A 26,900-nucleotide genomic window follows, 5' to 3' on the forward strand; every position below is an offset into this window, starting at 1 on the left:
CATGCCTCAGGAGCAAGTTGCGCAACAACGCCTGTCGAAGTGCCCCATGCCGGTCGGGCCTTTCCCGGCTGCCCCGCCAGACGAATAGACGATGTGGGCCACGCCAGCAGCATAGGCGCTGTCGGTGACGGCAATGCCCTGCGCGACCTCTTCCTCGTCCGAGACCAGCCCGGAGGGAGAGCTCGTCTGGACACTGAAGACGCCGTTGACGCCTACCATTGCGCAGTCGATCGAGGTGCGGTCGGACAGGTCGCCCACAGCGAGGGTCACGCCCTCCGCTTCCAGCTGCCGGGCGCTGTCCGACAGGCGATGCGGACGAAGGCGCGCACGGTCCGGCCCCTGGCCAGCAGCGCGCGCGCAACGGCGCCGCCCTGTTGGCCGGTTGCGCCGAAGACGAGGAATTCGGGAGTGGATGACATGCTGGTTCCTATTGGTAACTGTTGCAGGTCACCATGTGGAACCTTTAGAAATGGCGCACAAGACGGCACATTTCTGATCCTCGGGCACAGGAAGATAACCATCGGGCGCCCCGGTTTCAGTCCAGAAAGGAGACCCCGATGCCCCGTGAAATCAACGGTCGACCCATCATCGAAAACTCTGACGGGCCGGTTCTGACGCCCTGCGCTCCGGGCAGCGTCCTTGCGCGCCTTGGCGACAAGTGGACGATCCTCGTCATTTCGCTTCTGGCTCTGTCGCCGGACCGGCCGATGCGCTTCAGCGCCCTGCGCCGGGGGATCCCGGACATCTCGCAGCGGATGTTGACCCTGACCCTGCGCAATCTCGAACGTGACGGGCTGGTCGCGCGCCACTATTACCCGGAGCTGCCTCCGCGCGTGGAATATGAGCTGACCGACCGCGGACGGTCGATGCTGGGTCCGCTGGCCGGTTTCACCGACTGGATCCGGGGTACCTGGCAGGACATCGAGGCGTCACGGAAGGCATTCGACGCAGGGGAAAAGGGCTGAGTGTTTCAGCAGGCCGCACCCCAAACTGGCATCGCGCCGGGCTAGGTGTCTGCAATGGGCTGATGCTGTTGAAAAGGTCCGTCGAAATCACCGATTTTGACGCCTGATAGCGTTGAACGGCGTCTTCTCGTTCGAGCGATCGCCCGTCTCTCCGCCTCAAGGCGGTGATAGGGCCGTTCAGCTCATGCTGCGGCCTCCTGCATCGCGCACCGGGGCCGTAGCTTTGCGAGTTTTCGAAGGTTCTGGGCGATGGCGGCGAGGAGGAATTCATCCTTGGCGCCGTTGGGGCCGCGCAGTCGCAGCCGGGTCAGCCCGAGGATGCGCTTCAGATGCGCGAAGAGCATCTCCACCTTCTTCCGCTTGTCGCGTGACACCTTGCAGGTCTTGGTCCTACGACATTCGCGGGCAAACTCGCGCGCCTCTTCGTGCGGTTCACGGGTGACGTAGGGCGCATCGGCTTTCGGGCAGCGGATCTCCTTGGAGGGGCACGCCTGGCAGGTTGCCTTCAGGGCGCGATACTTCTTGCTGCCTCCGGTGTCCCGCGTCCTGTTCGGATCAGAATAGTTGCGTCTGAACTGTTTGAGAGCATGGCCTTCAGGGCAGATATACTGGTCACTCTTCTCATCCCATTCGAAGTCCGGTCGAGAGAACGTGCCGTCGGTCCGCTCCGACTTGTCGATCACGGGGATGAAGGGAATGATGCTGCGCTTCTCGACCAGCCATCCCAGGTTCTCGGCATTGCCTTAGGCCGTGTCGGCGGCCAGCCAATCCGGCCGGATCCCGAACCGCTTCTCCGTCCTGTCGAGCATGGTGCGCGAGGCCCCGACTTCGGCCTGGCGGATCGCTCTTGTCGCCTCGACATCATGATCACAGAGCTCTTGGTGTCGATCAGGTAGTTGGTGGCATAGGCAAAATAAGGACGGTTTTCCTCGGCGCGGGTCCATTGTGCCGCTGGATCGGACTTGGCGGCGAACTTCGGCTGGACCGGCGATGCCGCTCCGAAAGCGGCGTCATCCCGTGTCTCAAGATATTCCCGCGCCGCCCTGTTCCCGGTTTCCCGCGCGGCCTCAGGGCTCCGGTCTTCCGCCGCAATGGACCGGACCTTGTTGGCGTCGGCGGAGATCAGGCTGGCATCGACGGCAAAGCCCTCTCCGGAAACCATGTCCTCCTTAAGGCAGCGCTCCACAGTGGCCTCGAACACCTGTCGCAGCAGGTTGCTTTCCCGGAACTTGCCATGGCGATAGCGGGAAGATGTCGAGTGATCAGGGACTTTGCCTTCCAAACCCAATCGGCAAAACCAGCGGTATGCCAGGTTCAGATGAACCTCGTCGCACAAGCGACGCTCCGACCGGATACCCATGACATAGCTGATCACCAGCATCCGAATGATCAGTTCGGGGTCGATGGAGGGGCGACCAAGGTGGCTGTAGTAAGGTCGCAGCGCTTCCCGCAGGCTGTCACCGTCAAGGAACAGATCGATCTCTCGCAGCATGTGATTGGCCGGGACATGACGGTCCAGATTGAACTCATAAAACAGCTGCGGTGGAACATCCTGCCGACCCATCATCCCGAAATCCTCCCATCCCCTCATAGTTGAGTGAATCGAAAGACTTGCCGCGCCGCGACAAAGACCTTTTCAACAGCAACGGCGCGGAACGGACCTTCGCCGCACGCTGCCTGAACGGCAGCTTCGGGCGTTGACGAGCGCCGCGCGGCCCGTGAGAAGCAAACCTTTCTGACGAGAGAGGCAATCTCGGCGCCGAGCCGAGCTTCCGCATTTCTGTCTTGAAACGATATTTCCCCGCAGGAGAGGCGGGACTTTGTTACTCTTGCCACCGAGGAACTGCCGCCCGTCGAGGCCCGGGCGTCACCTTGGCCAGATCGCCCGCGCAATCGGCGTCGTGGGCCACGGCGCGGAAGCCCCGGACCCGATCCACCCCAGGTCGAGAGCGGCGGCGCGGTGAAATCCGTAGTGCCGTCGCGGGAGAGGCGGAAGGCGTCGGGCCGCTGGTCCTTGCCCAGCGTCTGGTCGAAGATCCCGCCGCTCTCGCTTTCCTCCTGCGATCCGGCCAGATCCGACGAGGCGCCGAGCCTGCGGCGGAAGATGCGGATGAAGGCGCCGCCTTCGGCCTCTGCCTCGACGGAACGGCGCTGCAGATGAAGAGGCGCCGCGCAGGCCGTCGACGCCCGGCAGCGGTTCCGCGGCAAGCGCGGCCGGGCACGGGCAGGCGGCAAGGACGAAGGGGAGCTTTCCCGGGATCATCGCGCATCCCCTCGGCTTGCGTGCCGGGGACGGGCGGTCAATGATTTTCCGCAGCGTCAGGCGCCTTGCCCGCGCAGGTCGGCGGGCAGGGCGGCGCGGCGTCTCAGAACTCGACTTCGAGCTCGACCATCTCGTCGGGCTCGGCCACCGCGGCGGCCTCCCATTCCTTCATCGGCGCCCAGTCGAAGATCGTGTCGCAATAGGCCTGCAGCTTCGGCTCCAGCTCGACCGCATAGGTGCGGAAGCGGGTGCAGACCGGGGCGAACATCGCGTCGGCGATGGTCGGCGTCTTGCCGAAGAGGAACGGGCCGCCATAGGCGTCGAGGCACTCCGTCCAGATCTCCTTGACATGGACGATGTCGGGACGGGCGCCGGAGAAGACCTTGAACTTGGCATGGCGCGCCTTGATGTTCATCGGCAGCGCCGAGCGCAGGTTGAAGAAGCCCGAATGCATCTCGCCCGAGATCGCCCGGCAATGCGCCCGCGCCTTGCGGTCGGCCGGCAGCATGCCGCGGTCGGGATAGGTGTCGTGCAGGTAGTTAGCGATCGCCAGCGTGTCCCAGACCTCGACGCCCTCGTGCGACAGCCGCGGCACGCGGACGGTCGGCGACAGCAGGAGCAGCTCCTGCCGGGTGTCGGGATCGTCGATCGAGACCGGCTTCTCTTCGAACTCGATTCCCGCCAGCTTGCACAGGAGCCAGCCGCGCAGCGACCAGGACGAGTAATTCTTGGAAGAAATAGTCAGGGTTGCCGTTGCCATGGTCGGGACTCCCGGGTTTCATGCCGCACTGCAATAATTCTGTCGCAGCGCAGCGAAACATGCACTAACTTTTTTTGGGTAAACATGCTGCGACAAGGCAGGGAGCAGGCAAGATGCTGTACATGGGCTACCAGTTCCACGACGACGTGATTGCGCCTGTGCGCATGATGGCGCGGCACATGCGGCTGTCGGGCACGCCCTGGGGCCATTTGATGAACGGCTCGGCTTCCTATTTCGACGCGGCGATGGAGATGGTCTCGCGCTTCCATCTTTCGCACAAGCGGCCCGAATTCGGCATCCACAAGGTCCGCGTCGGCAACCGCGACGCCACCGTGACCGAGGAGGTCGCGCTGTCTCTGCCCTTCGGCGACCTGCTGCATTTCCGCAAGGACATCGAGACGCCCCAGCCCCCGGTCCTGGTGGTCGCGCCGCTCTCGGGCCATTTCGCGACGCTGCTGCGCGGCACGGTCGAGGTGCTGCTTCGCGACCATGACGTCTATATCACCGACTGGGCCAATGCCCGCGACGTGCCGCTCTCGGCGGGCAGCTTCGGGGTGGAGGACTATGTCGACTACCTCATCCGCTTCCTCGAGCATATCGGCCCCGGCTCGAACATCCTGGCGGTCTGCCAGCCCTGCGTGCAGGCCCTGGCCGCGGTGGCGGTCATGTCGGAGGACGGCAACCCGGCGACGCCGGTCTCGATGACGCTGATGGCCGGGCCGATCGACGTGCGCGAGAGCCCGACCATGGTCAACGACCTCGCCAACGAGAAGCCGATGGACTGGTTCGAGTCGAACGTGATCGCGCGGGTGCCCGCGCGCTATCCCGGCGGCGGGCGCAAGGTCTATCCCGGCTTCGTCCAGCTCACCGCCTTCATGGCGATGAACATGGAGCGCCACCAGGACCAGCACAAGAAGATGTTCAACCACCTGGCCAAGGGCGAATTCCGCGAGGCGCAGAAGATCAAGGACTTCTACGACGAGTATTTCGCGGTGCTCGACCTGACCGCGGAATTCTACCTCGAGACGATCGAGCGGATCTTCCAGAAAGCGGAGCTCGCGACCGGCGAATTCACCTACAAGGGCCGCAAGGTGAAGCCCGCGGCGATCCGGCGGACGGCGCTGCTGACCGTCGAGGGCGGGCGGGACGACATCTGCGCGCTCGGCCAGACCACGGCCGCGCACGAGCTATGCTCTTCGCTGCGCCCGCATCTGAAGCGCCACCACCTGCAGGCCAATGTCGGCCATTACGGCGTCTTCAACGGCCGCCGCTGGGAGAACGAGATCTATCCGCAGGTCAAGAACCTGATCCTGGCGATGGAGTAGGGGCCGCGGCCTTCGCTTCGCGCTTCTGCTGCTGGGCGTGCTGGCGGTCGTAGACATGCCAGAGATAGAGCCGGATCAGCTTCTCGGCCGGGGTGCCGAAGCTTCCCGCGATCCCGTGCCCTCCGAGCAGCCCGTCGAGCGGTGACAGGTCGATCCCCGAGAGGTCGTCCAGATGCGCCTCGAGCTTCCCGCGTCCGGCGGCGGGCCGGGGGGGCGGCGGGCCGAAGGACAGGCCGAACTGCGCCTCGGCATAGCCGAGCTCGCTTTCATCGGCCAGGCAGCGCAGCCATGGCCTGCCCAGCCCGGGCCCGGGATAGGCCTCCGAGACCTCCCGGACCAGCGCCTGCCTTGCCTGCATCAGCACCAGGTCCCCGGCCGAGAGCGGCATCGCCTTGTTGAAATGGAAGATAAGCTTGAGCGCTGCCGCGCTGAGCCCCTCGTTCAGCGGGCTGCGCGCCATCCGCGCCGGGTCCAGCCCGTGCCGCACGGCGAAATCCTCGACGATGTCGCGCTTGCGCAGCGCCCCGGGGGCGAATTTGCGGACGCTGAGCCGCGAGATTCGCGGATCGGTGCGGAATCCCTCCAGCCGCAGGCGGTACTGCGGGCTGCAGCTTTCGGGCAGGGTCTTCACCCCGCCCTTGATGCGCTGGCCGAGGGCCGAGCCGGCATAGGCCGCGGGCGCGCGCAGGTAGCAGACCACATGCAGCTTCGGCGCGCGGGCGGTCAGGAAGCCGGTCAGCGTTGCCTTCTCGCGGGCGTCCAGGACGCTGATATCCTCGCCCGAGATCACCAGCCGCCGCCGGTCGCTCCGGGCGAGCTGGCCGTCGAGCATCTGCAGGTAGCCGCGGCGGCGTTCCTCGACCTGCGCCTGCGACAGCCCGTGGGCCCTCCAGAAATGATAGCGCTCCGGCGCCTCGCTGAAGGCGGTGTAGACCGGCACCGAATGGTTGGGGAATTCGAGATCGGCAGTGACGGTCTCGCCGTCGTCATAGCCGGCCAGCGCCGACTGCAGCGTCGTCGTCCCGGTCTTGTGCATGCCGACATGCAGCAGGACTTCTTCCATCGCGGGACCCTTCCTTGCCAGCGCGTCCGCCCATGCTATCCAGAGCGGGGCCGGGGAAGAAGCCGCAAAACGCCGCTCCTCCCGGGGCCGGGGGGCAGGGCGGCCCGGAGGCCGCCCCGCGGGGGATCATTCCAGTTCGACCAGCAGATCCTTGGCGTCGATCTGGGCGCCGGGGGTGACATGCACCGCCTTCACCTTGCCGGAGGCCTCGGCATAGAGCCCGGTCTCCATCTTCATCGCTTCGATCACCACGATCAGGTCGCCCTCCTTCACCTCCTGGCCCGGCGTGACCGAGATCTGCGAGGCGATGCCCGGCATCGGCGCGCCGATATGCCTGGGGTTGCCGGTCTCGGCCTTGGGGCGCGCCGCCGAGGACGCCTTGGCCTTGCGGTCGGGCACGCGGATCGTCCGCGGCTGGCCGTTCAGCTCGAAGAACACCCGCACATCGCCGTCATCCTGGGTCTCGCCCACGGTCTGCAGCCGGATCTCCAGCGTCTTGCCGGGGTCGATCTCGACCGAGACCTCCTCGGCCGGCTCCATGCCGTAGAAGAAGGTCCGCGTCGGCAGGGTGCGCACCGGCCCGTAGGTCTCGTGCCGGGTCATGTAGTCGGCGAAGACCTTGGGATACATCAGCGAGCCGTTCAGATCCTCGTCGTCGATCTCCATGCCGAACTGCTTGGCGAGCTTGGCGCGCTCGGCCTCGAGGTCGACCGGGGCGAGATGCTTGCCCGGGCGCTCGGTATTCGGGGCCTCGCCCTTCAGCACCTTCTTGACGATGCCCGCCGGGAAGCCGCCCGGGGGCTGGCCGAGATTGCCCTTCATCATGTCGATGACCGAGTCGGGGAAGGCGACATCCTTTGCCGGATCCTCGACCTCGGCGCGGCTCAGCCCCTGGCTGACCATCATCAGCGCCATGTCGCCCACCACCTTTGAGGACGGCGTCACCTTGACGATGTCGCCGAACATCTGGTTCACCTCGGCATACATGTGGGCGACCTCGTGCCAGCGCTCTTCGAGCCCCAGCGAGCGCGCCTGCGCCTTGAGGTTGGTGAACTGCCCGCCCGGCATCTCGTGCAGGTAGACTTCCGAGGCCGGTGCCGCGAGGCCCGACTCGAAGGCGGCATACTGCGCGCGCACGACTTCCCAGTAATCCGAGATCTCGCGGATTTTCGCGATGTCGAGCCCGGTGTCGCGCTCGGTATGGCGCAGGCTCTCGACGATCGAGCCGAGGCAGGGCTGCGAGGTGCCGCCCGAGAAAGCATCCATCGCCGCGTCCACCGCATCCACCCCGGCCTGGGCCGCGGCCAGGATCGTGGCGCCCGCGATGCCCGAGGTGTCGTGGGTGTGGAAATGGATCGGCAGCCCGACCTCTTCCTTCAGCGCCTTGATCAGCATGCCCGCCTGCGTCGGCTTCAGCAGCCCCGCCATGTCCTTCAGGCCCAGCACATGCGCGCCCGCGGCCTTCAGCTCCTTGCCCATGGCGACATAGTAGGCGAGGTCGTATTTCGACCGCGCCGGGTCCAGCAGGTCGCCGGTATAGCAGATCGTGCCCTCGCAGACCTTGTTGGCCTCGACCACCGCATCCATCGCGACGCGCATGTTCTCGACCCAGTTCAGGCTGTCGAAGACGCGGAACACGTCGACGCCGGACTTGGCCGCCTGGGCGACGAAGCTCTCGACCACATTGTCGGGATAGTTGGTGTAGCCGACGCCGTTCGAGGCGCGCAGCAGCATCTGCGTCATGACATTCGGCATCTTCCGGCGCAGGTCGCGCAGCCGCTGCCAGGGGCATTCCTGCAGGAAGCGGTAGGCCACGTCGAAGGTCGCGCCGCCCCAGCATTCTACCGAGAAGAGATCGGACAGGTTCGCCGCATAGGCCGGGGCCACGCGGATCATGTCGATCGAGCGCATCCGCGTCGCCAGCAGCGACTGGTGCCCGTCGCGCATCGTCGTATCGGTCAGCAGCAGCCTGGTCTGCGCCGCCATCCAGTCGGCCACGGCCTGCGGGCCCTCGGCCTCGAGCAGCGTCCGCGTGCCCGCCGGCGCCGTGCCGGGCTCGACCACCGGGGGGCGCGGCTCCTTCGCTGCGGCGGGCTTCACCCGTCCGGCGGTCTCGGGATGCCCGTTCACCGTGATGTCGGCGATATAGGTCAGCACCTTGGTCGCCCGGTCGGCCCGCTGCTTGAAGTCGAAAAGCTCGGGCGTGGTGTCGATGAACTTGGTCGAGTACTCGTTGTTGAGGAAGACCGGGTGCTTCAGCAGGTTGATGACGAAGTCGATATTGGTCGACACCCCGCGGATCCGGAATTCGCGCAGCGCGCGGTCCATCCGCTTGATCGCCGCCTCGGGCGTCTGCGCCTTGGCCGTCACCTTGACGAGCAGCGAGTCGTAGTAGCGGGTGATGACCCCGCCCGCATAGGCGGTGCCGCCGTCGAGGCGGATGCCCATGCCGGTCGCGCTGCGGTAGGCGGTGAGGCGGCCGTAATCGGGGATGAAGTTGTTCTGCGGATCCTCGGTGGTGATCCGGGTCTGCAGCGCATGGCCGGTCAGGCGGATGTCGTACTGGCTGGCCTTGCCGGTCGCCTCGGTCAGCGACTTGCCCTCGGCGATCTTGATCTGCGCCTGGACGATGTCGATGCCGGTGACTTCCTCGGTGACGGTATGCTCCACCTGGACCCGCGGGTTCACCTCGATGAAGTAGAACTTGCCGGTCTCCATATCCATCAGGAATTCGACGGTGCCGGCGCATTCGTAGTTCACATGCGCGCAGATCTTGCGGCCGAGCTCGCAGATCTCCTCGCGCTGCGCTTCCGAGAGGTAGGGGGCGGGGGCGCGCTCGACGACCTTCTGGTTGCGGCGCTGGACCGAGCAGTCGCGCTCGTAGAGATGGTAGATATTGCCCTGCTTGTCGCCGAGGATCTGCACCTCGACATGGCGGGCGCGGATGATCATCTTCTCGAGATAGCCCTCGCCATTGCCGAAGGCGGCCTCCGCCTCGCGGCGGCCCTCGAGGATCTTGTCCTTCAGCTCGGAGGGCCCGTTGATCGGCCGCATGCCGCGGCCGCCGCCGCCCCAGCTGGCCTTGAGCATCAGCGGATAGCCGATCTCCCCGGCCTCCTTGGCGATGGCGTCGAAATCATCGCCCAGCACCTCGGTCGCGGGAATGACCGGCACGCCGGCCGCGACCGCCACCTTGCGCGCGCTGGCCTTGTCGCCGAGGGCGCGCATGGTCTCGGCCTTCGGGCCGATGAAGGTGATCCCCGCCTCGGCGCAGGCCTCGACGAAATCGGGGTTCTCGGAGAGCAGGCCGTAGCCCGGATGGATCGCGTCGGCACCCGCGGCCTTTGCCACGCGGATGATCTCGGGGATCGAGAGATAGGCGGCCACCGGCCCCAGCCCCTCGCCGATGCGATACGCTTCGTCGGCCTTGAAGCGGTGCAGCGAGAGCTTGTCTTCCTCGGCATAGACCGCGACGGTCTTCTTGCCCAGCTCGTTGGCCGCCCGCATGACCCGGATCGCAATCTCGCCGCGGTTGGCGACGAGAATCTTCGAGAACTCCGTCATGGTCACATATCCTTACCAATATCGACGTCTGGGCGACACTTAGCGCCTGTGACGACGGCTGGCAAACATTTGTGCGCGGGAGGCGTCAAAGTGTTACAGATGTTGCGCCCGTATTTTCGCCAGCTCCTTGGCAAGCGCCAGTTTTTTCGTCTTGGAGAAGACTTTCATTGGTGGAACGCAACGGCGTGGCCGCCCGGGATCCGGACGGCCGCGGGAGGTCAGTCGGCCGACGCGTGGCTGCATGCCGGCGTGGCGATCTTCTCGCGGTCGGCGGCTTCGTCCAGGCACATCACGTTGATGCTGACATGCGGCCAGCGTATCTGCCGGTCCGGGCTGCCGGGCAGGGGAAAGAAGTCCAGAAGGACATTCTGTATATAGGCCAGCACCCATTTCCGGCCATTCAGCGGTTTTTCCAGCTCCATGATCCAGAAGATGGCCTCCATCTCCGTTGCATTGGCCTCCTTGACGATGAAGGGCGTGTTGACGATGCCGCCCGTTCCGAAATCGGTGCGGAAATGCAGCGTTGTCGTATGCTTGACCGGGCCCAGGCTGGCGATGCTCTTCTCCAGCAGTTCCCATGGCTTCGAGACGTCGAAGGTGGGGACCTGGAGAATGCCCTTGAATGCATCGGGGCCGCTCAGACCGGCATAGGGCGCGAGATAGCCAGTCAGCGCCGGATCCGGCTGGCCCGGCGCGGCTTGCAGATGAACCGGCAGGCCACTGATCTTTGGGATGGCGGGACCGCCAGCCGCGCAGAAGGCCACGCCCATCGCCGTCACCGCATCGCCATGGGGAATGCTGGCCAGGCGCGCAACCTTTAGCTTCTCCTCCCTCATCACCGGGCCGCCATCGACGGGCGTGTAGTCGATGCTGGCATTCTGGTCGGAGATCCACAGGAGGAAGCCCGGTTCGTGATGGATGCCGCTGCCGGGCCTGCCGCGGATATTCTCGGTCGTGCAGGGGCTGTCGCCCGCGGCGATCTGGACGATGAGCTGCTGGTAGTCGAGCGCGAAGATCTTCTGGTCGGTCTGCGCGGTCGCCGGACGGCTGCCGTCCTTCTCTACGCCGCGGTTCGCCACCGGACCGTCAACGATCACGAAGTCCAGGGTTTCGTTGTACTGGTTGGCGAGCACGCGGTAGTCCGGCTGCTGCACACCATCGACGATGCCTCCCTTGAAGGGCAGGGCGATCATGTTCCAGCCACGTCCTTCGAAGCCGGTGACGATATCGCGCTTTTCGTTGATCCACTTGCCCGGCAGCCGGGACAGCAGGCCCAGCTTGTCGGTGTCGCCAGGGGCTGCTGCTGCAAAGCTGCGCATGCCGCTCTCGAGTGTGGCTGGGGTCAGGTCTAGTTTCATAAATCAATACCTCTTGCGTGAAATGCGAGGCCCCGGTCCGGCCGGACGGCGGATCGGAGGGAATGAAATCAATAAATAAAATACGCATCCGACTCCGGAGCAGGCGGAGCATAGCACGGATTACCCCATTCCCTTACGGAAAGATGGCGGCCTCGGGGACCTTGGACCAAGGCGCGGATGCACGGAAATCCGCCGCCGGGCAGGGGCCGCGGGAAAATTCCGGAACGTACCGGGAACACGCCTTCTCACCCGCGGCTGCCCGCGCTATAACGCGGACATGAACGAATTCGACGACAGCGAAGCCTTCGAAGCGGCCGCCGTGCCCCTGTCCCGCCGCGCGATGGCGCCGCGGCCCACGCCCTATCTGGACGGGCTGAACCCCGCGCAGCGCCAGGCGGTCGAGACGCTCGACGGGCCGGTGCTGATGCTGGCGGGGGCGGGGACCGGCAAGACCCGGGCGCTGACCGCGCGGATCGCGCATCTGCTGACCACCGGCAGCGCGCGGCCGAACGAGATCCTCGCCGTGACCTTCACCAACAAGGCCGCCCGCGAGATGAAGGAGCGCGTCGGCAGCCTGCTCGGCCATGCGGTCGAGGGCATGCCCTGGCTCGGCACCTTCCACGCGATCTGCGTCAAGCTCCTGCGCCGCCATGCCGAGCTGGTCGGGCTGAAATCGAACTTCACCATCCTCGATACCGACGACCAGATCCGGCTGATGAAGCAGGTGATCCTCGCCGCCAATATCGACGAGAAGCGCTGGCCCGCCCGCGCGCTCTCGGGGGTGATCGACAACTGGAAGAACCGCGCCTGGCGCCCCGATGCGGTCCCGGCCTCGGAGGCGAATGCCTTCAACGACCGCGGGATCGAGCTCTATGCCGCCTACCAGCAGCGGCTGAAGGATCTGAACGCCTGCGATTTCGGCGACCTGCTGCTGCATGTCGTGACGATCTTCCAGCAGCATTCCGACGTGCTGCAGCAGTACCAGCGCTGGTTCCGCTACATCCTGGTCGACGAGTACCAGGACACCAACGTCGCGCAGTACATGTGGCTGCGGCTGCTGGCGGCGGGGCACCGCAACATCTGCTGCGTCGGCGATGACGACCAGTCGATCTACGGCTGGCGCGGCGCCGAGGTCGGCAACATCCTGCGCTTCGAGAAGGACTTCCCCGGCGCCGCCGTGGTGCGGCTGGAGCAGAACTACCGCTCCACCGCGCATATCCTCGCCGCTGCCTCGGGCGTCATCAAGGGCAACGAGGGACGGCTGGGCAAGACGCTCTGGACCGATGCGCAGGGCGGCGAGAAGGTCCGGCTGATCGGCCATTGGGACGGCGAGGAAGAGGCCCGCTGGATCGGCGAGGAGATCGAGTCGATGCAGAAGGGCACCCGCGGCATGCGGCCCTTCGAGCTGGACGAGATGGCCATCCTGGTGCGCGCCTCCCACCAGATGCGCGCCTTCGAGGACCGGTTCCTGACGATCGGGCTGCCCTATCGCGTGATCGGCGGCCCGCGCTTCTACGAGCGGCTCGAGATCCGGGACGCCATGGCCTATTTCCGGCTGGTGACCTCGCCCGAGGACGACCTGGCCTTCGAGCGGATCGTCAATACGCCCAAGCGCGGGCTCGGCGACAAGGCGCAGCAGAAGATCCAGCTCTGCGCCCGCGCCAATGGCGTGCCGCTGAAGGAGGGCGCGCGGCTGCTGGTCGAATCGAAGGAGATCGGCGGCAAGGGCGGGGCGGCGCTGCGCGCGCTGGTCGAGGGGCTCGACCGCTGGGCGATCGCGCTGCGCGAGCCCGGGGCGAACCATGTCGAGATCGCCCAGGTGATCCTCGACGAGTCGGGCTACACGGAGATGTGGCAGAACGACAAGACGCCCGAGGCGCCCGGCCGGCTGGAGAACCTGAAGGAACTCGTCAAGGCGCTCGAGAGCTTCGAGAACCTGCAGGGCTTCCTCGAGCATGTCGCGCTGGTGATGGACAACGACTCGGGCAATTCCGGCCCGCAGGTCTCGATCATGACGCTGCATGCCGCGAAGGGCCTGGAATTCCCCGCGGTCTTCCTGCCCGGCTGGGAGGACGGGCTGTTCCCGTCGCAGCGCTCGATGGACGAGAGCGGCATCACCGGGCTCGAGGAGGAACGGCGGCTGGCCTATGTCGGGATCACCCGCGCCGAGGAGGTCTGCACGATCTCCTTCGCCGGGAATCGCCGGGTCTACGGCCAGTGGCAGTCGCAGCTGCCCTCGCGCTTCGTCGACGAGCTGCCCGAGGCGCATGTCGAGGTGCTGACCCCGTCGGGGCTCTATGGCGGCGGTCAGGCGCCCGCGGCGCACTCGACCCTGGACGAGCGGGCCTCGCGCGCGGATGTCTACAACTCCCCCGGCTGGAAGCGGCTGCAGGAGGCGCAGAGCCGCCCGCGGCCGATGCACCAGCCCAAGGAATCGCTGACCACGGTGATCGACCTGGCGGCGGTGTCGAGCTTCACCATGGGCGAGCGCGTCTTCCACCAGAAATTCGGCTACGGCACGATCGCCGGGATCGAGGGCGACAAGCTGGAGGTCGCTTTCGAGCGGGCGGGCACCAAGCATGTCGTCGCCCGCTTCGTCCGTCCGGCCGACCAGGCGGATAGCGACCCGCCCTTCTGATTCTCCGCCTGCGGAGGCATTTCCTCCTAGAATGCAGGTGCGGCATTTTGTAAGCATGGCGTGCAAGCGGGCCTCCGGGCCCGTCAAGGCAAGCGGCATTTCGGATGCGTGGATGAATATTCTCATAGTCGAAGACGATCCGAATCTGCGGGACCTCTGGGGCGCGGCCTTCCGCGGGGAGCGCCATGAGGTGCGCGCGGAAGGCACGGCGCAGGCGGCGCGCAAGGCGCTGATGACCGGCGGGTTCGACCTCATCCTGCTCGATGCCTATCTCGGCGCGGCCTCGGGGCGCGCGGTCGCCTCGCTGGCGACCTTCGGCAATCCGGGCTGCAAGATGGTCGTGGTGGCGGGAAGTGCCGGGCTTTCCCATTCCAGCCTGATGGGCCTGTCGCCCGCCGTCGTCTCGGTCCTCCGCAAGCCCGTCGATATCGAGCATCTGCTGGCGGTCTGCGGCCATATCGACCCGTCTTCGGGGGCGTCTCCGGCCTGATCCGTGAGGTTTCGTGAGCGAACGTGAGCTGCGGGGCGGGCCCCGCGGCCGCATTCCGGCACGTGCCTGGCATCCGGACATAAAAAAAGCGGCGACACCAGGGAGGAGGAGGGTGCCGCCGCTAAAAACAGAAAGCCCAGGGAGGAGGAGGGGCTTCCTGATCCGAATTCTTCCGGAAGCCGGGGCCGCTGCCGCGAGGCGCTGGACCATGTCGCTTCCGATGAGTTCAATGTAGCATTTTTCTGCGCTTGCACAATAGGGAAAGTTTCAATGCTGCCATGCAGCATCGGCATGAACATGTAGTTTTCTTCTTATATTTGGTTATTATCGAGGTTTCCGGGGCGAGTTCCGGGACTTGCGGCGGGACTGTTTACGCTGCAGGTGCAAAATCGCGGAACTGCCTACGACCAAGGTCGCAGCCCGGTTCGGGATCCCCGTGGCGGGGTCCGGACGGGAAAGTTCCGGGGAATTCATGGAACCTCGCGGATTCCGGCTGATTCCGGGGTCGATTCCATGAATTCCCTTCGGAAGCCCGGCTCCAGGCCCGGAGTCTGCCCCGGAATCGTGACTGCGAAGCCGCAACAGGGCTGCGTTTTCCCCTTTATTCCTTTACTGGTTCCATAGGGCAGGGCATTTTTCTTATCGAGTTGTGTAAATTCCGCTTGAGTTCCATGAAATCCCATACTATCCCTTGAACTCAACGGAGACATAAAAAAACAAGCAGGCTCATACAGGCAAGCATCTCTCCGGTAAGAAATCTTCGCGCGGGCGTGTCCCCCAGATTTGACCGCGCAGAAGATCGACCAAGAGGCACAGGTGGCGGATCAGGCTGTGGCAGCGGCCCGGTCCGCCACTTTCATTTAGGTGGACGGCCAGGGGATAGCGATCGTGCAGGGCACCTTCCGCGGTGTGAAGAAGCAGAAGATCGACACGAAAGGCCGTGTCTCGATCCCGTCTGCCTTCCGCAAGGTGCTGGAAAGCGGCGATCCCGAACGCAGCCCCGGCGAAGACCCCAACCTCATCATCGTGCACGGCACCAGGGACCGCAAGTTCCTGGAAGGCTACAGCCAGGACGCGATGGACCGCGTCGAGGCGAAGATCGCCACGCTGCCCTCGGGCAAGGCGAAGCGGGCGATGACCCAGCTCTACGTCACCGAGACTACAGACATGCGGGTCGACTCGACCGGCCGGATCGTGCTGCCGAAAGATCTGCGCGAGCGCCTGGGCCTGGCCGAGAGCGACGACCTGACCTTCGCCGGGACGGGCGACACCTTCCAGATCTGGAAGGCCTCGGCCTATGACGAGGAGGTCGGCTCGGTCGATCTCGAAGACCTGGAAGAATTCGAGCCCGACATGGACATGAACGACCTGCTCGACCTGCTGACCGGAGGCTGAGGAATGGAAGAAGCGCCCCATGTCCCGGTCCTGATCGGCAAGATCATCGAAGCGGTCTCTCCCGTCACGGGCCGCTGGCTCGACGGCACGCTGGGGGCAGGGGGCTATACCCGCCGCCTGCTCGATGCCGGGGCCGCCCATGTCACTGCGGTCGACCGCGATCCGCTGGCGCTGGAGATGGCGGCGGAGTGGGCCGCGGCCTATGGCGACCGTCTGAGCCTGGTCCATGCCACCTTCTCGACGCTCGACACGGCCGATCCCGAGCCGCTCGACGGGATCACGCTCGATCTCGGCGTCAGCTCGATGCAGCTCGACCTGGCCGAGCGCGGCTTCTCCTTCCTGCGCGACGGGCCCCTCGACATGCGGATGAGCCAGGACGGCGTCTCTGCGGCCGATCTCGTCAACCGGGCCTCCGAGGAGGTGCTGGCCGACATTCTCTATCACTATGGAGAGGAGCGCGCCTCGCGCCGGATCGCCCGCGCGATCGGCGCAGCGCGCAAGGAGGCGCCCATCGAGACCACCGGGCAGCTCGCCAAGATCGTCGAGTCCTGCCTGCCGCGGCCGAAGCCGGGCCAGAGCCATCCGGCGACGCGCAGCTTCCAGGCGCTCCGGATCGCGGTGAATGACGAATTCGGCGAGCTCGCCACCGCGCTCGAGGCGGCCGAACGGGCACTTGCCCCCGGCGGCTGGCTGGCGGTCGTCACCTTCCATTCGATGGAGGACCGCGTGGTCAAGCGGTTCATCCAGGCGCGTTCGGCCCGTTCGGGCGGCGGCGGCAGTCGCTACGCCCCGGCGCAGAAGACGCGCGAGGCGGTCCTCGTGCCGTCGCCCAACCGCGCCATTGCGCCCGACCAGGACGAAATCGACGCCAATCCGCGCGCGCGCTCGGCCAAGCTGAGGCTCGCGCGGCGCACCGGGGGCCCGCTCTGGCCGCTCGATCGCGCCCAGCTGGGCCTGCCGCCCCGCATCCTGCCCGAGGATTTCACATGAAGACGCTGATCGGTTTCCTGCTCGGACTGGCCGTTCTCGGCCTCGGCTTCTGGGCCTACCAGGAGAACTACCGCACCCGCGACGCGATGGACCAGGTCGGCGCGACGCAGCACGAGATCATGCGGCTGCGCGACGAGCTGACCATGCTGCGCGCCGAATGGGCCTGGCTGAACCGCCCCGAGCGGCTGCGGCTGCTGGTGGAGGCCAATGGCGCGGCGCTGCAGCTCAGCGACATGGCGCCGGACCGGTTCGGCGTGCTCGACCAGGTCGCCTATCCGACGCGGCCCTACCTGTCCTCGGCGCCCGCAGGGGCGCTGTCCGATGGCGCAACGACGGAGGAACGGCCATGACCGAGCCGACCGGAGACGGCGAACAGCCGCGCCGCCCGCTGCGCCCGCTGGCGCCGGTGCTGCGCGCGCGCGACCGCGGCGAGAATCCCGACCTGATCGAGCGGGCGAACCGCATCCGCCGCCACGAGACGATCCGAGAGAAGCTGATGGCCCGCGCCGAGGGCCGGCTGATCGTGCTGGGCCTGTTCTTCCTGGCGGTCTTCGGCACGGTCGGCATGCGCATGGGGCAGCTTGCCACCTCGGTGCCCGAAGAGCCCCGGGTGTCGCTCTTCGGCTCGACCATCACCAGCGCACGGGCCGATATCGTCGACCGCAAGGGCCGGGTGCTGGCCACCAACCTGCATACCCAGGCGCTCTATGCCCACCCGCAGGACATGATCGACATCCCCTATGCGGTGGACGAGCTGGTCAGGATCTTCCCCGATCTCGACCATGACGCGCTCTTGGCGCGGCTGAGCCAGAAGGGCCGCAAATTCGTCTGGCTGCGCCGTACCCTCTCGCCCGAGGAAGTGCAGGCGGTGCATGACATCGGCGATCCGGGGCTGCTCTTTGCCACCCGCGACATGCGGCTCTATCCGAACGGCCATCTCGCCGCCCATGTGCTGGGCGGGGCGAGCTTCGGCGACGAGGGCGTGCGCGCGGCCGAGGTGATCGGCGTCGCCGGGGTCGAGAAGGCGATGGATGCGCGGCTGCGCGATCCGGCGAAGGTCGGCGAGCCGCTGCAGCTGTCGATCGACCTGTCGCTGCAGGCGGCGACGCGCAAGGTGCTGCAGGGGGGGATCGACCTCTACAATGCCAAGGGCGGCAGCGCCATCATCATGGACATCCATACCGGCGAGGTCCTGACCATGGTCTCGCTGCCCGATTTCGACCCGAACCGGCGGCCGCGCCCGGCGCTGAAGGGCGATCCGTCGGAAAGCCCGCTCTTCAACCGCGCGGTGCTGGGCGTCTACGAGCTGGGCTCGGTCTTCAAGATCTTCGCCGTCTCCAATGCATTGGATCTGGGCCTCGTCACGCCCGACACGCTGATCGATACCGAGAGCCCGCTGGTCTACGGCCGCTTCAAGATCGGCGATTTCCACAATTACGGGCCGACCAAGACCGTGCGCGGGGTGATCGAGGTGTCGTCCAACGTCGGCACCGCCCATATCGCCCAGATGATCGGCCCGACCCGGCAGAAGGAATTCCTGGGCAAGTTCGGCTTCTTCGAGCCGACGCCACTGGAGCTGGTCGAGGCGCCGACCGGCCGGCCGCTGCTGCCCAAGGTCTGGGGCGACCTGGCGGGGATGACGATCTCCTTCGGCCACGGCATGTCCTCGAGCCCGATGCACCTGGCGGCGGGCTATGCCTCGCTGCTCAATGGCGGGCACAAGGTGACGCCGACGATCTTGAAGCACCAGGGCATTGTCCCCGAGGGCGAGCGGGTCGTCTCCGAGCAGACCTCGCGCCAGGCACGCGAGATGCTGCGCCTCGTGGTCACCGACGGCACCGCCTCGATGGGCGACGTGCCGGGCTACTACGTCGCGGGCAAGACCGGCACGGCCGACAAGCCGAAGCCGGGCGGCGGCTACTACAAGGACCGCAACATGGTCACCTTCGCCTCGATCTTCCCCTATTACGATCCGAAATACGTGGTCATCACCACGCTGGACGAGGCCTCGGTCTTCGCGGCGGGGATGGAACGGCGGACCGCGGGCTGGACGGTGGTGCCGGTGGCCGCCGAACTGATCCGCCGCGTCGCACCGCTGCTGGACATGCGGCCCGCAATTGAAGAGCCTGCGCCTAGTGGGATACGAGAAGCCCGCAACAGCCATTGAGGGGCCGCCATGACCGCGAACACCGCCCAGGTTAAGTCACTGGCAGAGCTCGGCTTGCACGCCAAGGCCGGGCGCGAGGCGCGAATCACCGGGATCGCGCTGGACAGCCGCCGGGTCGGCGAGGGCAACCTCTTCGCCGCTCTGCCGGGCTCGAAGATCCATGGCGCGGCCTTCGTGCCCGCCGCACTGGAGCAGGGGGCGGCGGCGATCCTGACCGATCCCGAGGGCGCCAAGCTGGCCACCGGCGCGCTGATCGGCTCGGGCGCCGCGCTGATCGTCACCGAGGATGCGCGCGAGGCGCTCTCGGCAGCGGCCGCGCTCTGGTACGGCGCCCAGCCCGAGACCGCCGTGGCCGTCACCGGCACCAACGGCAAGACCTCGGTCGCGACCTTCACCCGCCAGATCTGGGAGGCGCTCGGCCGCAAGGCGGTCAATCTGGGCACTACCGGGATCGAGGGGGGCTATGCCGCGCCGCTCCACCACACCACGCCCGACGCGCTGACGCTGCACAAGCATCTCGCCGCGATGGCGGCCGAGGGGGTGACGCATCTGGCGATGGAGGCGTCGTCGCACGGGCTGGACCAGCGCCGGCTGGACGGCGTGTCCCTGGCGGCGGGGGCCTTCACGAATTTCACCCAGGACCACCTAGACTACCACCATACGTTCGAGGCCTATTTCGAGGCCAAGGCCGGGCTTTTCGCGCGGCTTCTGGGCGATGACGGCGTGGCGGTGGTCAATCTCGACGATCCGCGCGGGCTCGACATCGCCGAGCTGGCCGAGAGCCGCGGCCAGGAGGTGATCGGCGTCGGCCATTCCGAGGCGGCCGAGCTGCGCATCACCGGCCAGCGCTATGACGGCTCGGGCCAGGATCTGCGCTTCAACTGGCAGGGCCAGCCCTACCAGACGCGGCTGTCGCTGATCGGCGGCTTCCAGGCGCTCAACGTGCTCTGCGCGGCCGGGCTCGCCATCGCCGCGGGCGAGGAGCCCGGCGAGGTCTTCGAGGTGCTGCCGCGGCTCAGGACCGTGCGCGGGCGGATGCAGCATGTCGCCACCCGCGGCAATGGCGGCACGGTCTTCGTCGATTTCGCCCATACACCCGACGCGGTGGCGACGGCGCTCCGTGCGCTGCGCCCGCATGTGCTGGGCAATCTCGTCGTGGTGCTGGGCGCGGGCGGCGACCGCGACATGACCAAGCGCCCGCTGATGGGCGAGGCGGCGGCGCAATATGCCGACCAGGTGATCGTCACCGACGACAATCCGCGCAGCGAGGACCCGGCGGCGATCCGCGCCATGGTGATGGCGGGCTGTCCGGGCGCGCTCAATATCGGCGACCGGGCCGAGGCGATCCTGCGCGGCGTCGACGCGCTGGGGCCGGGCGACGCGCTGCTGATCGCGGGGAAGGGCCACGAGACCGGCCAGACCGTGGGCGACACGGTCTATCCCTTCGACGATGCAGAACAGGCAAGCGTGGCGGTCTCCGCGCTGGAGGGAAAGCAGCCGTGACCCCGCTCTGGACGTCCGAAGAGGCGGCCGCCGCCACCGGCGGCACCGCCGACATCCCCTTTGCCGTGACCGGCCTGTCGATCGACACCCGCTCGATCCGCCCCGGCGAGATGTTCATCGCGCTGAAGGACCAGCGCGACGGCCATGACTTCGTCGCCCAGGCGCTGGAGAAGGGTGCCGCCGCGGCGCTGGTCTCGCGCCGTCCCGAGGGCGTGGCCGCGGACGCGCCGCTGCTGGTCGTGCCCGAGGTGCTGCCCGCGCTCGAGGCGCTGGCCAAGGCCGCGCGGGCGCGGACCCGGGCGAAGGTGATCGGCGTGACCGGCTCGGTCGGCAAGACCTCCACCAAGGAGATGCTGCGCCATGTGCTGTCGCGCCAGGGCCGCGTCCATGCCGCCGAGAAGAGCTTCAACAACCACTGGGGCGTGCCGCTGACGCTGGCGCGGATGCCGCGGGACGCCGATTTCGCGGTGATCGAGATCGGCATGAACCATCCCGGCGAGATCGGCCCGCTGGCGACGCTCGCCGATCTCGACATGGCGGTCATCACCACCGTGGCGGCCGTGCATCTGGAGGCCTTCGACAGCGTCGATGGCATCGCTCGCGAGAAGGCGGCGATCTTCACCGGGCTCCGGCTCGGCGGCGCGGCGATCATCAATGGCGACCTGGAGACGACGGCGCTGCTGCAGAAGGTGGCGATCGAGGCCGGGGGCGATCCGGTGCTTTTCGGCCATGAGGGCACGCGGGCGCGGCTGGCCGAGACCCGGCTGGTCGCCGGTGGCACCGAGCTGGCCGCCGAGATCGAGGGCGTGCGCTACGAGACGCGGCTGTCGACGCCGGGGCGCCATTTCGCGATGAACGCGGTCGCCGTGCTGGCGGCGGTGAAGATGCTGGGGCTGGACCTGGGCCAGGCGGCGCGCGACCTGGCGGACTGGACGCCGCCCGCGGGGCGCGGCACCACCGAGACCGTCCTGCTGGAGCAGGGGGCGGTGACGCTGCTCGACGATGCCTACAACGCCAATCCCACCTCGGTCGGCGCCGCCTTCGAGGTGCTGGCCGCGACCCAGCCCGGGGGCCCCGGCGGCCGCCGGATCGCCGTGCTGGGCGACATGCTGGAGCTCGGCCCCGAGGCGCGCGCGATCCATGCCGCGCTGGCGGGGCACAACGCGCTTTCGGCGATCGACGGGGTGATCGCCGTCGGTCCGCTGATGGCCGAGCTCGACGCCGCTCTGCCCGCGGAGAAGCGGCTGGGCCGTTTCGCCACGGCCGCCGAGGCGGCGCGGGCGCTTCCGGGGATGCTGCGCGCCCATGACGTGGTGCTGGCCAAGGGGTCGCTCGGATCGAAAGTCTCTCAGGTCGTCACCGCGCTCCGCGAGGCGGCCAAGCAAGGAACCTGACGGAAATGTTCTACTGGCTGGCGGCGCTCTCGGATGGCGGCGATGTCTTCAACCTCTTTCGCTACATCACCTTCCGCGCGGGCATGGCCTTCGCCACGGCGCTGGTCTTCGGCTTCCTCTTCGGGCGGCCGCTGATCAACCTGCTGCGCCGCACCCAGGGCAAGGGTCAGCCGATCCGCACCGACGGGCCCGAGACGCATTTCTCCAAGGCGGGCACGCCGACCATGGGCGGGGTGCTGATCCTCGGCGCGCTGATGGTCTCGACCCTGCTCTGGGCGCGGCTCGACAATTCCTTCGTCTGGATGTGCCTGATGGTGACCGCGGGCTTCGGCCTGATCGGCTTCGCCGACGACTATGCCAAGGTCTCCAAGCAGAACGTCTCGGGCGTCTCGGGCAAGGTGCGGCTGGGGCTCGGCTTCCTGATCGCCGGGGTGGCCTCGGCCTGGATGATGGCGGTGCACCCGCCCGAGCTGACCGGCAACCTCGCCTTCCCGATCTTCAAGACCTTCCTTCTGCACCTCGGCTGGTTCTACATCCCGTTCTCGATGCTCGTCATCGTCGGCGCCGCCAATGCGGTGAACCTGACCGACGGGCTGGACGGGCTGGCGGTCATGCCGGTGATGATCGCCGCCGCGACACTGGGGATCATCGCCTATGTGGTCGGCCGCGCGGACTTCTCCAGCTATCTCGACGTGCACTATGTCGACGGCACGGGCGAGCTTCTGATCTTCTGCGCCGCGCTGATCGGCGGGGGGCTGGGCTTTCTGTGGTACAACGCGCCGCCCGCGGCGGTCTTCATGGGCGATACCGGCTCGCTGGCGCTCGGCGGCGCGCTCGGCGCGATCGCGGTGGCGACCAAGCACGAGATCGTGCTGGGCATCGTCGGCGGGCTCTTCGTGGTCGAGGCGCTGTCGGTGATCATCCAGGTCGGCTATTTCAAGCGCACCGGCAAGCGGGTCTTCCTGATGGCGCCGATCCACCACCATTTCGAGAAGAAGGGCTGGCAGGAGCCGCAGATCGTGATCCGCTTCTGGATCATCTCGCTGATCCTGGCGCTGATCGGCCTGGCGACGCTGAAAGTGCGCTGAGCCGATGATGCGCGTCCCCGCCACCCCGATCAATCCCCGCCACAAGCGGCTTGACGAGGCGGCCGGCGCGCTGTCGCGCTCGGGCTTCCTGGCGGCGGGGACGGGGTCGCTGGCGGCGGTCGCCTGGAAGCTCTTCCATGTCGAGGGGCCGCTGCGCTTTCTCAGCCTGCCCGTGGGGCTCTCCTCGGCGCTGTTTCTCGGCTGCGCCTTCTTCCTTTTCACGCTGGGCTGCGTCTGGCTGGTGACAGCGGTCTTTCCCGACGAGGAGATCGGCGCGCCGCGGCCGCACGGCCTGCGCAAGCGGCTGACGGTGCTGGGGCTGGTCCTGCTGATCATGCCCTTCGAATTCGTCCTGCTCTTCGCCGGGGCGACCGGCGCGGCGCTGGTCTTCGACACGTTCGGGCGGCTCTGACGCCCATGGGCGGCCCGGGCCGGGGCCGCGGAAGCGACGCGCTTGAGGAAGGACCCGATGCGCCCCTGCGAGAGACTGGTGGAAAGCTGCCGCGACGACTGGGAGGCGGTGACGGGGCATGCCTTCCTGCAGGCGCTGGCCGCGGGCCGGCTGCCGCGCGGCAAGATGGCCTGGTACCTGGCGCAGGGCCAGGCCTGCACCGACGCTTTCGTCCGGCTCCTGGCTGCGGCCGCGGCCCATGCGCCGGATCTGGCTGGAAGCTTGCGCGCGGCGCGGATCCTGGCGCAGATGGAGGCGGCGGGGCAGAGGCTGTGCCGCTCTTCCGCCGGGCTCTGCGGCAGGGCGGCCGAGACCGGGCCCTGCGGCACCGGGGCGGCGCTGCTCGGCCTGGCCGGTCAGTCGGGCTGCTACGCGCAGATGCTGGCGGCGCTCCTGGCCGCGGACTGGAGCCTGGCCAGCTGGGCCGCCGCGCAGGACGCCGCGCGGACGGGCGCGCCGGACTGGGCTGCGGGCTGGATCGGCCATTACGGCGATCCGCGGCTGGGCGAGGCACTGCGCGCCTTCTGCGGCGAGCTCGACGCGCTCTGGCCCGGGCTCGACGCGGCGGCGCAGGGCGCGGCGGCGGAGATGTTCCGCCTGGTGCAGGCGCATGGCCGCGCGCTTCTCGACGCGGCCTGGGCAATCGACATGGCGGCGGGCTGAGCCCGGCCGCGACAACGCAAAGACGCAACGGAGTAACGAGATGATCCCGGTACGAGGCATGCAAGGCGCGCGGGTGGCGGTTCTGGGGCTGGGACGCTCCGGCCTGTCGGCGGCGGCGGCGCTCGAGGCGGGCGGCGCCGAGCCGGTCTGCTGGGACGACAGCCCGGAGGGCCGTGCCAAGGCCGAAGCCGCGGGGCACGAGATCCGCGACCTGACCAAGCCCGGCGCCATGCACGGGCTCGACCGCCTGGTGGTCTCGCCCGGCATCCCGCATCTCTACCCCCATCCCCACCCGGTGATCCGCGCCGCGCTGGAAGAGGGCGTGCCGGTCGACAATGACATCGGGCTTTTCTTCCGCTCCTTCGCGGGCGCCGAATGGGCCGATTTCGACGTGCCGCCGAAAGTGGTGGCGATCACCGGCTCGAACGGCAAGTCGACGACGACCGCGCTGATCCACCACTGCCTGGAGGAGGCCGGGAAGGAGGCGCAGCTAGCCGGCAATATCGGCCGCGGCGTGCTCGATATCGATCCGCCGGGCGATGGCGGAGTCGTGGTGCTGGAGCTGTCGAGCTACCAGACCGACCTGGCGCGGGCGCTGACCCCGGACGTGGCGGTCTTCACCAATCTCTCGCCCGACCATCTCGACCGCCATGGCGGCATGGGCGGCTATTTCGCCGCCAAGCGCAGGCTCTTCGCCGAGGGCGGGCCCGACCGCGCGGTGATCGGCATCGACGAGGAGGAGGGGCTGTTCCTGGCGGGGCAGATGGCCGAGGCGCCCTCCGACGACCGGGTGATCCGGGTCAGCGTCACGCAGAAGCTCGACGGGCCGGGCTGGAACGTCTTCGCCCGCAAGGGCTTCCTGTCGGAATACCGCAAGGGGCGGCAGGCGGGCTCGATCGACCTGCGCGGCATCCGCGGCCTGCCGGGGCGGCACAACCACCAGAATGCCTGCGCCGCCTATGCCGCGCTGCGCTCTCTGGGGCTGGCGCCGCGCGACATCGAGGCGGGCTTCCGCAGCTTCGCGGGCCTTCCGCACCGCAGCCAGATCATCGCCGAGGCGGCCGGCGTCACCTATGTGAACGATTCGAAGGCGACCAATGTCGACAGCGCGGCGCAGGCGCTGCAGGCCTTCCCGAAGATCCGCTGGATCGCGGGCGGGCTGGGCAAGGACGGCGGCATCGCCGCGCTGGAGCCGCATCTGGGCGCGGTGGTGAAGGCCTATCTGATCGGCCATTCGGCCCGGGATTTCGCGCTGCAGCTCGGCGGGCTCGACCACGAGATCAGCGAGACGATGGAGCAGGCAGTGGCCATGGCCATGGCCGAGGCGGGCGAGGGCGAAACCGTGCTGCTGGCCCCGGCGGCGGCGAGCTTCGACCAGTATCCGAATTTCGAGAAGCGGGGCGAGGATTTCACCCGCATCGTGCGCCGCCGGCTGGGTCTCGGGGACTGATCGGCGCCCCTTTCCGCGCCCCTGGCCGGGCCCGCCCGAAGGCGCGTCCGGCCTGCCGCAGAGGAATCCGATTTTTTTTCGGAAACGCTCTTGCGGCCCCCGGAGCATCTCTTTAAAGAGCGCTCCACCGGGTGATTAGCTCAGTGGTAGAGCGCTTCGTTCACATCGAAGATGTCAGGAGTTCGAATCTCTTATCACCCACCACCGCCTCCCTAAAGCGCAGTAAAATCAATGCCGACATGTCCCACATTTCGGCTCTGCTGGATGGCGTGGGACACAATGGCATCACCACTCCATTCCAGCCAGTAGCGCCACAGCCGATTCCGCGAGCTTCGATCGCTGAACGTCGCGCGTGTAGACCTCGCTCGTCTGCGCCTGCGAATGGCCATGTACCGCCATGATCTGGTGCTGCGTGGCGCCTGCCTCGGCGAGTAAGTGGCCGGCCGCTTTCCGGATCCCGTGCGGGCTCCGGTCGGGCAGTCCGGCCTCAACGCACCAGCGCTTGAAGCAATTGCGGAAGCTGTCCGAGCTGCGCCACGGGCGGCCGTGCGCCGTGAGTAGATAGGAGCCCGATAGGTGCTCGACCTCGCGGGCGCGAATCGCGCGCAGGAGTGGCGGCAGGACCGGGATCGTGACCTTGCTCGATCCCTTCTTACCGGGCTGCCACTGAAGCCAGGTCAGGCCGTCGCGCTGAATCTCGTTTGCTCGGCCGAGCGCGATCGCATCCGAGACCCGCGCCGCCGTGAACATGAATAGCGTGAGCGCCATGTGTGCGTCGCTGCCGAACGGGTGGCGCTGGCGGAATTGCTTCAGGTCTCCGACGCTCCAGGGCTTCGCGCCGCCGCGGCTCTGGTAGGTCATCGGAATGTCGGCGGCCGGGTTGTCCTTCACGATCTCCCGCTCGACCGCCCAGCGATACATCGCTCGGACCGCGCCGACTACGTTCTTGCGAGCGCCTGGCCGGTCGGCCATCGTGACTAGTCACCTGGAACTAAAGTTTGTATCATTATTCTGCCTGATACGGGAGGATGTGATGGGTGGCCGTGTTGCTGTTCCAATTGATCTCAGCGACGAGGAACGCTCATTCCTCGAATCCCAGCTTCGCAGGCACAAGGCGGCCCGATCACTTTCGGACCGCTGCCGCATCGTCCTGCGATGCGCCGAAGGGATGTCCAACAAGGAGATCGCCGCCTCACTCGGCCACAGCCAGCACACGGTGGGCAAATGGCGCCGCCGCTTTGCGGAGCAGAGGCTCGAGGGGCTTTCCGATGAATACCGTGAAGGCCGTCCACGCACGGTTTCGGACGAACAGGTGGCGGAGGTCATCAAGAGGACGCTGGAAAGCACGCCCCGGGACGCGACACACTGGTCGA

At 67.3% G+C, this 26,900-nt stretch carries 21 protein-coding genes, 1 tRNA gene and 2 pseudogenes; 16 read left to right on the top strand and 8 right to left on the bottom strand.

Annotation, left to right across the window (positions count from 1 at the left end; genetic code table 11):
* Nucleotides 1–6: 6 nt before the first annotated feature.
* Entirely contained in the window at nucleotides 7–414 is a 408-nt protein-coding gene (locus FGX59_RS17640) for an NmrA family NAD(P)-binding protein (RefSeq protein ID WP_206078378.1), read from the bottom strand.
* Nucleotides 324–521: pseudogene (locus FGX59_RS39710) on the bottom strand (NmrA family NAD(P)-binding protein); the annotation flags it as partial. The gene FGX59_RS17640 and the pseudogene FGX59_RS39710, both read right to left, overlap by 91 nt.
* A gap of 36 nt (nucleotides 522–557) precedes the next feature.
* On the opposite strand from FGX59_RS39710, the gene FGX59_RS17645 reads away from it, so the two are divergent.
* Nucleotides 558–965, top strand: a complete 408-nt coding sequence (locus FGX59_RS17645; RefSeq protein ID WP_138468457.1) for a helix-turn-helix domain-containing protein — start codon at nucleotides 558–560, stop codon at nucleotides 963–965.
* Nucleotides 966–1,147: 182 nt separating this feature from the next.
* Here FGX59_RS17645 and FGX59_RS17650 read toward each other — a convergent pair.
* Nucleotides 1,148–2,532: pseudogene (locus tag FGX59_RS17650) on the bottom strand (IS1182 family transposase).
* Between the two features lie 799 nt (nucleotides 2,533–3,331).
* Nucleotides 3,332–3,988 (bottom strand): glutathione S-transferase family protein, encoded by a 657-nt coding sequence (locus tag FGX59_RS17655; RefSeq protein ID WP_138468458.1) that lies wholly within the window; start codon nucleotides 3,986–3,988, stop codon nucleotides 3,332–3,334.
* 113 nt (nucleotides 3,989–4,101) lie between these two features.
* Between FGX59_RS17655 and FGX59_RS17660 the strand changes: the two genes are divergently transcribed.
* Nucleotides 4,102–5,313: a polyhydroxyalkanoate depolymerase gene (locus FGX59_RS17660; protein WP_138468459.1), complete on the top strand. Its 1,212-nt coding sequence runs from the start codon at nucleotides 4,102–4,104 to the stop codon at nucleotides 5,311–5,313.
* On the opposite strand, the gene FGX59_RS17665 is transcribed toward FGX59_RS17660, so the two are convergent.
* From FGX59_RS17665 to FGX59_RS17675, 3 genes are all read right to left on the bottom strand, one after another.
* Nucleotides 5,285–6,376: a hypothetical protein gene (locus tag FGX59_RS17665; RefSeq protein WP_138468460.1), complete on the bottom strand. Its 1,092-nt coding sequence runs from the start codon at nucleotides 6,374–6,376 to the stop codon at nucleotides 5,285–5,287. The two genes, FGX59_RS17660 and FGX59_RS17665, sit on opposite strands and share 29 nt — an antisense overlap.
* Nucleotides 6,377–6,502: 126 nt before the next feature.
* Nucleotides 6,503–9,940, bottom strand: a complete 3,438-nt coding sequence (locus tag FGX59_RS17670) for a pyruvate carboxylase (protein WP_138468461.1) — start codon at nucleotides 9,938–9,940, stop codon at nucleotides 6,503–6,505.
* Nucleotides 9,941–10,158: 218 nt separating this feature from the next.
* Nucleotides 10,159–11,298 (bottom strand): heme-binding protein, encoded by a 1,140-nt coding sequence (locus tag FGX59_RS17675; RefSeq protein WP_138468462.1) that lies wholly within the window; start codon nucleotides 11,296–11,298, stop codon nucleotides 10,159–10,161.
* A 277-nt stretch (nucleotides 11,299–11,575) separates the two neighbouring features.
* Here FGX59_RS17675 and FGX59_RS17680 point away from each other — a divergent pair, with 277 nt between their 5' ends.
* The 13 genes from FGX59_RS17680 (at nucleotide 11,576) to FGX59_RS17740 (ending at nucleotide 25,731) form a co-directional block, all read left to right on the top strand.
* A complete protein-coding gene (locus tag FGX59_RS17680) occupies nucleotides 11,576–13,936 on the top strand; it encodes an ATP-dependent helicase (RefSeq protein ID WP_138468463.1) in 2,361 nt (786 codons plus the stop codon).
* 112 nt (nucleotides 13,937–14,048) lie between these two features.
* Nucleotides 14,049–14,426 carry a response regulator gene (locus FGX59_RS17685; RefSeq protein WP_171060692.1) on the top strand — a complete coding sequence of 126 codons (378 nt, stop codon included), beginning with the start codon at nucleotides 14,049–14,051 and terminating at the stop codon, nucleotides 14,424–14,426.
* An 888-nt stretch (nucleotides 14,427–15,314) separates the two neighbouring features.
* Complete coding sequence (locus FGX59_RS17690; RefSeq protein WP_240722532.1) at nucleotides 15,315–15,821, top strand: division/cell wall cluster transcriptional repressor MraZ; 507 nt, start codon at nucleotides 15,315–15,317, stop codon at nucleotides 15,819–15,821.
* A gap of 3 nt (nucleotides 15,822–15,824) precedes the next feature.
* Nucleotides 15,825–16,811, top strand: a complete 987-nt coding sequence (gene rsmH / locus FGX59_RS17695) for a 16S rRNA (cytosine(1402)-N(4))-methyltransferase RsmH (protein ID WP_138468465.1) — start codon at nucleotides 15,825–15,827, stop codon at nucleotides 16,809–16,811.
* Entirely contained in the window at nucleotides 16,808–17,161 is a 354-nt protein-coding gene (locus tag FGX59_RS17700; RefSeq protein WP_138468466.1) for a cell division protein FtsL, read from the top strand. Before rsmH ends, FGX59_RS17700 begins: the two co-directional genes overlap by 4 nt.
* Nucleotides 17,158–18,978 (top strand): penicillin-binding protein 2, encoded by a 1,821-nt coding sequence (locus FGX59_RS17705; protein WP_138468467.1) that lies wholly within the window; start codon nucleotides 17,158–17,160, stop codon nucleotides 18,976–18,978. The genes FGX59_RS17700 and FGX59_RS17705 overlap by 4 nt, the downstream gene beginning before the upstream one ends.
* 9 nt (nucleotides 18,979–18,987) lie before the next feature.
* Nucleotides 18,988–20,481 (top strand): UDP-N-acetylmuramoyl-L-alanyl-D-glutamate--2,6-diaminopimelate ligase, encoded by a 1,494-nt coding sequence (locus FGX59_RS17710; protein ID WP_138468468.1) that lies wholly within the window; start codon nucleotides 18,988–18,990, stop codon nucleotides 20,479–20,481.
* Complete coding sequence (gene murF, locus FGX59_RS17715) at nucleotides 20,478–21,875, top strand: UDP-N-acetylmuramoyl-tripeptide--D-alanyl-D-alanine ligase (protein ID WP_138468469.1); 1,398 nt, start codon at nucleotides 20,478–20,480, stop codon at nucleotides 21,873–21,875. The genes FGX59_RS17710 and murF overlap by 4 nt, the downstream gene beginning before the upstream one ends.
* Before the next feature lie 5 nt (nucleotides 21,876–21,880).
* Nucleotides 21,881–22,963 (top strand): phospho-N-acetylmuramoyl-pentapeptide-transferase, encoded by a 1,083-nt coding sequence (gene mraY / locus FGX59_RS17720; RefSeq protein ID WP_138468470.1) that lies wholly within the window; start codon nucleotides 21,881–21,883, stop codon nucleotides 22,961–22,963.
* Nucleotides 22,964–22,970: 7 nt separating this feature from the next.
* On the top strand, nucleotides 22,971–23,375 hold the full coding sequence (locus FGX59_RS17725; RefSeq protein WP_138468471.1) for a hypothetical protein: 405 nt from the start codon (nucleotides 22,971–22,973) through the stop codon (nucleotides 23,373–23,375).
* 57 nt (nucleotides 23,376–23,432) lie between these two features.
* Complete coding sequence (locus FGX59_RS17730; protein WP_138468472.1) at nucleotides 23,433–24,077, top strand: hypothetical protein; 645 nt, start codon at nucleotides 23,433–23,435, stop codon at nucleotides 24,075–24,077.
* Nucleotides 24,078–24,117: 40 nt separating this feature from the next.
* Nucleotides 24,118–25,527: a UDP-N-acetylmuramoyl-L-alanine--D-glutamate ligase gene (gene murD / locus FGX59_RS17735; protein WP_138468473.1), complete on the top strand. Its 1,410-nt coding sequence runs from the start codon at nucleotides 24,118–24,120 to the stop codon at nucleotides 25,525–25,527.
* Nucleotides 25,528–25,656: 129 nt separating this feature from the next.
* Nucleotides 25,657–25,731: transfer RNA gene (locus tag FGX59_RS17740), tRNA-Val, on the top strand.
* An 81-nt stretch (nucleotides 25,732–25,812) separates the two neighbouring features.
* On the opposite strand, the gene FGX59_RS17745 is transcribed toward FGX59_RS17740, so the two are convergent.
* Nucleotides 25,813–26,499 (bottom strand): site-specific integrase, encoded by a 687-nt coding sequence (locus FGX59_RS17745; protein ID WP_138468474.1) that lies wholly within the window; start codon nucleotides 26,497–26,499, stop codon nucleotides 25,813–25,815.
* Between the two features lie 61 nt (nucleotides 26,500–26,560).
* On the opposite strand from FGX59_RS17745, the gene FGX59_RS17750 reads away from it, so the two are divergent.
* Nucleotides 26,561–26,900: helix-turn-helix domain-containing protein (locus FGX59_RS17750; RefSeq protein WP_171060693.1), on the top strand; the 340-nt coding region annotated here is incomplete at its 3' end.

The sequence above is a fragment of the Poseidonocella sp. HB161398 genome, assembly GCF_005870025.1.
In the GTDB taxonomy this organism is placed as follows: Bacteria; Pseudomonadota; Alphaproteobacteria; order Rhodobacterales; family Rhodobacteraceae; genus Mangrovicoccus.

Bases quoted from the DNA above. Each gene is read 5' to 3' on its own strand.
- FGX59_RS17645 (WP_138468457.1), top strand. From the start codon at position 558: ATGCCCCGTGAAATCAACGGTCGACCCATCATCGAAAACTCTGACGGG.
- FGX59_RS17655 (WP_138468458.1), bottom strand. From the start codon at position 3,988: ATGGCAACGGCAACCCTGACTATTTCTTCCAAGAATTACTCGTCCTGG.
- FGX59_RS17660 (WP_138468459.1), top strand. From the start codon at position 4,102: ATGCTGTACATGGGCTACCAGTTCCACGACGACGTGATTGCGCCTGTG.
- FGX59_RS17665 (WP_138468460.1), bottom strand. From the start codon at position 6,376: ATGGAAGAAGTCCTGCTGCATGTCGGCATGCACAAGACCGGGACGACG.
- FGX59_RS17670 (WP_138468461.1), bottom strand. From the start codon at position 9,940: ATGACGGAGTTCTCGAAGATTCTCGTCGCCAACCGCGGCGAGATTGCG.
- FGX59_RS17675 (WP_138468462.1), bottom strand. From the start codon at position 11,298: ATGAAACTAGACCTGACCCCAGCCACACTCGAGAGCGGCATGCGCAGC.
- FGX59_RS17680 (WP_138468463.1), top strand. From the start codon at position 11,576: ATGAACGAATTCGACGACAGCGAAGCCTTCGAAGCGGCCGCCGTGCCC.
- FGX59_RS17685 (WP_171060692.1), top strand. From the start codon at position 14,049: ATGAATATTCTCATAGTCGAAGACGATCCGAATCTGCGGGACCTCTGG.
- rsmH (WP_138468465.1), top strand. From the start codon at position 15,825: ATGGAAGAAGCGCCCCATGTCCCGGTCCTGATCGGCAAGATCATCGAA.
- FGX59_RS17700 (WP_138468466.1), top strand. From the start codon at position 16,808: ATGAAGACGCTGATCGGTTTCCTGCTCGGACTGGCCGTTCTCGGCCTC.
- FGX59_RS17705 (WP_138468467.1), top strand. From the start codon at position 17,158: ATGACCGAGCCGACCGGAGACGGCGAACAGCCGCGCCGCCCGCTGCGC.
- FGX59_RS17710 (WP_138468468.1), top strand. From the start codon at position 18,988: ATGACCGCGAACACCGCCCAGGTTAAGTCACTGGCAGAGCTCGGCTTG.
- mraY (WP_138468470.1), top strand. From the start codon at position 21,881: ATGTTCTACTGGCTGGCGGCGCTCTCGGATGGCGGCGATGTCTTCAAC.
- FGX59_RS17725 (WP_138468471.1), top strand. From the start codon at position 22,971: ATGCGCGTCCCCGCCACCCCGATCAATCCCCGCCACAAGCGGCTTGAC.
- FGX59_RS17730 (WP_138468472.1), top strand. From the start codon at position 23,433: ATGCGCCCCTGCGAGAGACTGGTGGAAAGCTGCCGCGACGACTGGGAG.
- murD (WP_138468473.1), top strand. From the start codon at position 24,118: ATGATCCCGGTACGAGGCATGCAAGGCGCGCGGGTGGCGGTTCTGGGG.
- FGX59_RS17745 (WP_138468474.1), bottom strand. From the start codon at position 26,499: ATGGCCGACCGGCCAGGCGCTCGCAAGAACGTAGTCGGCGCGGTCCGA.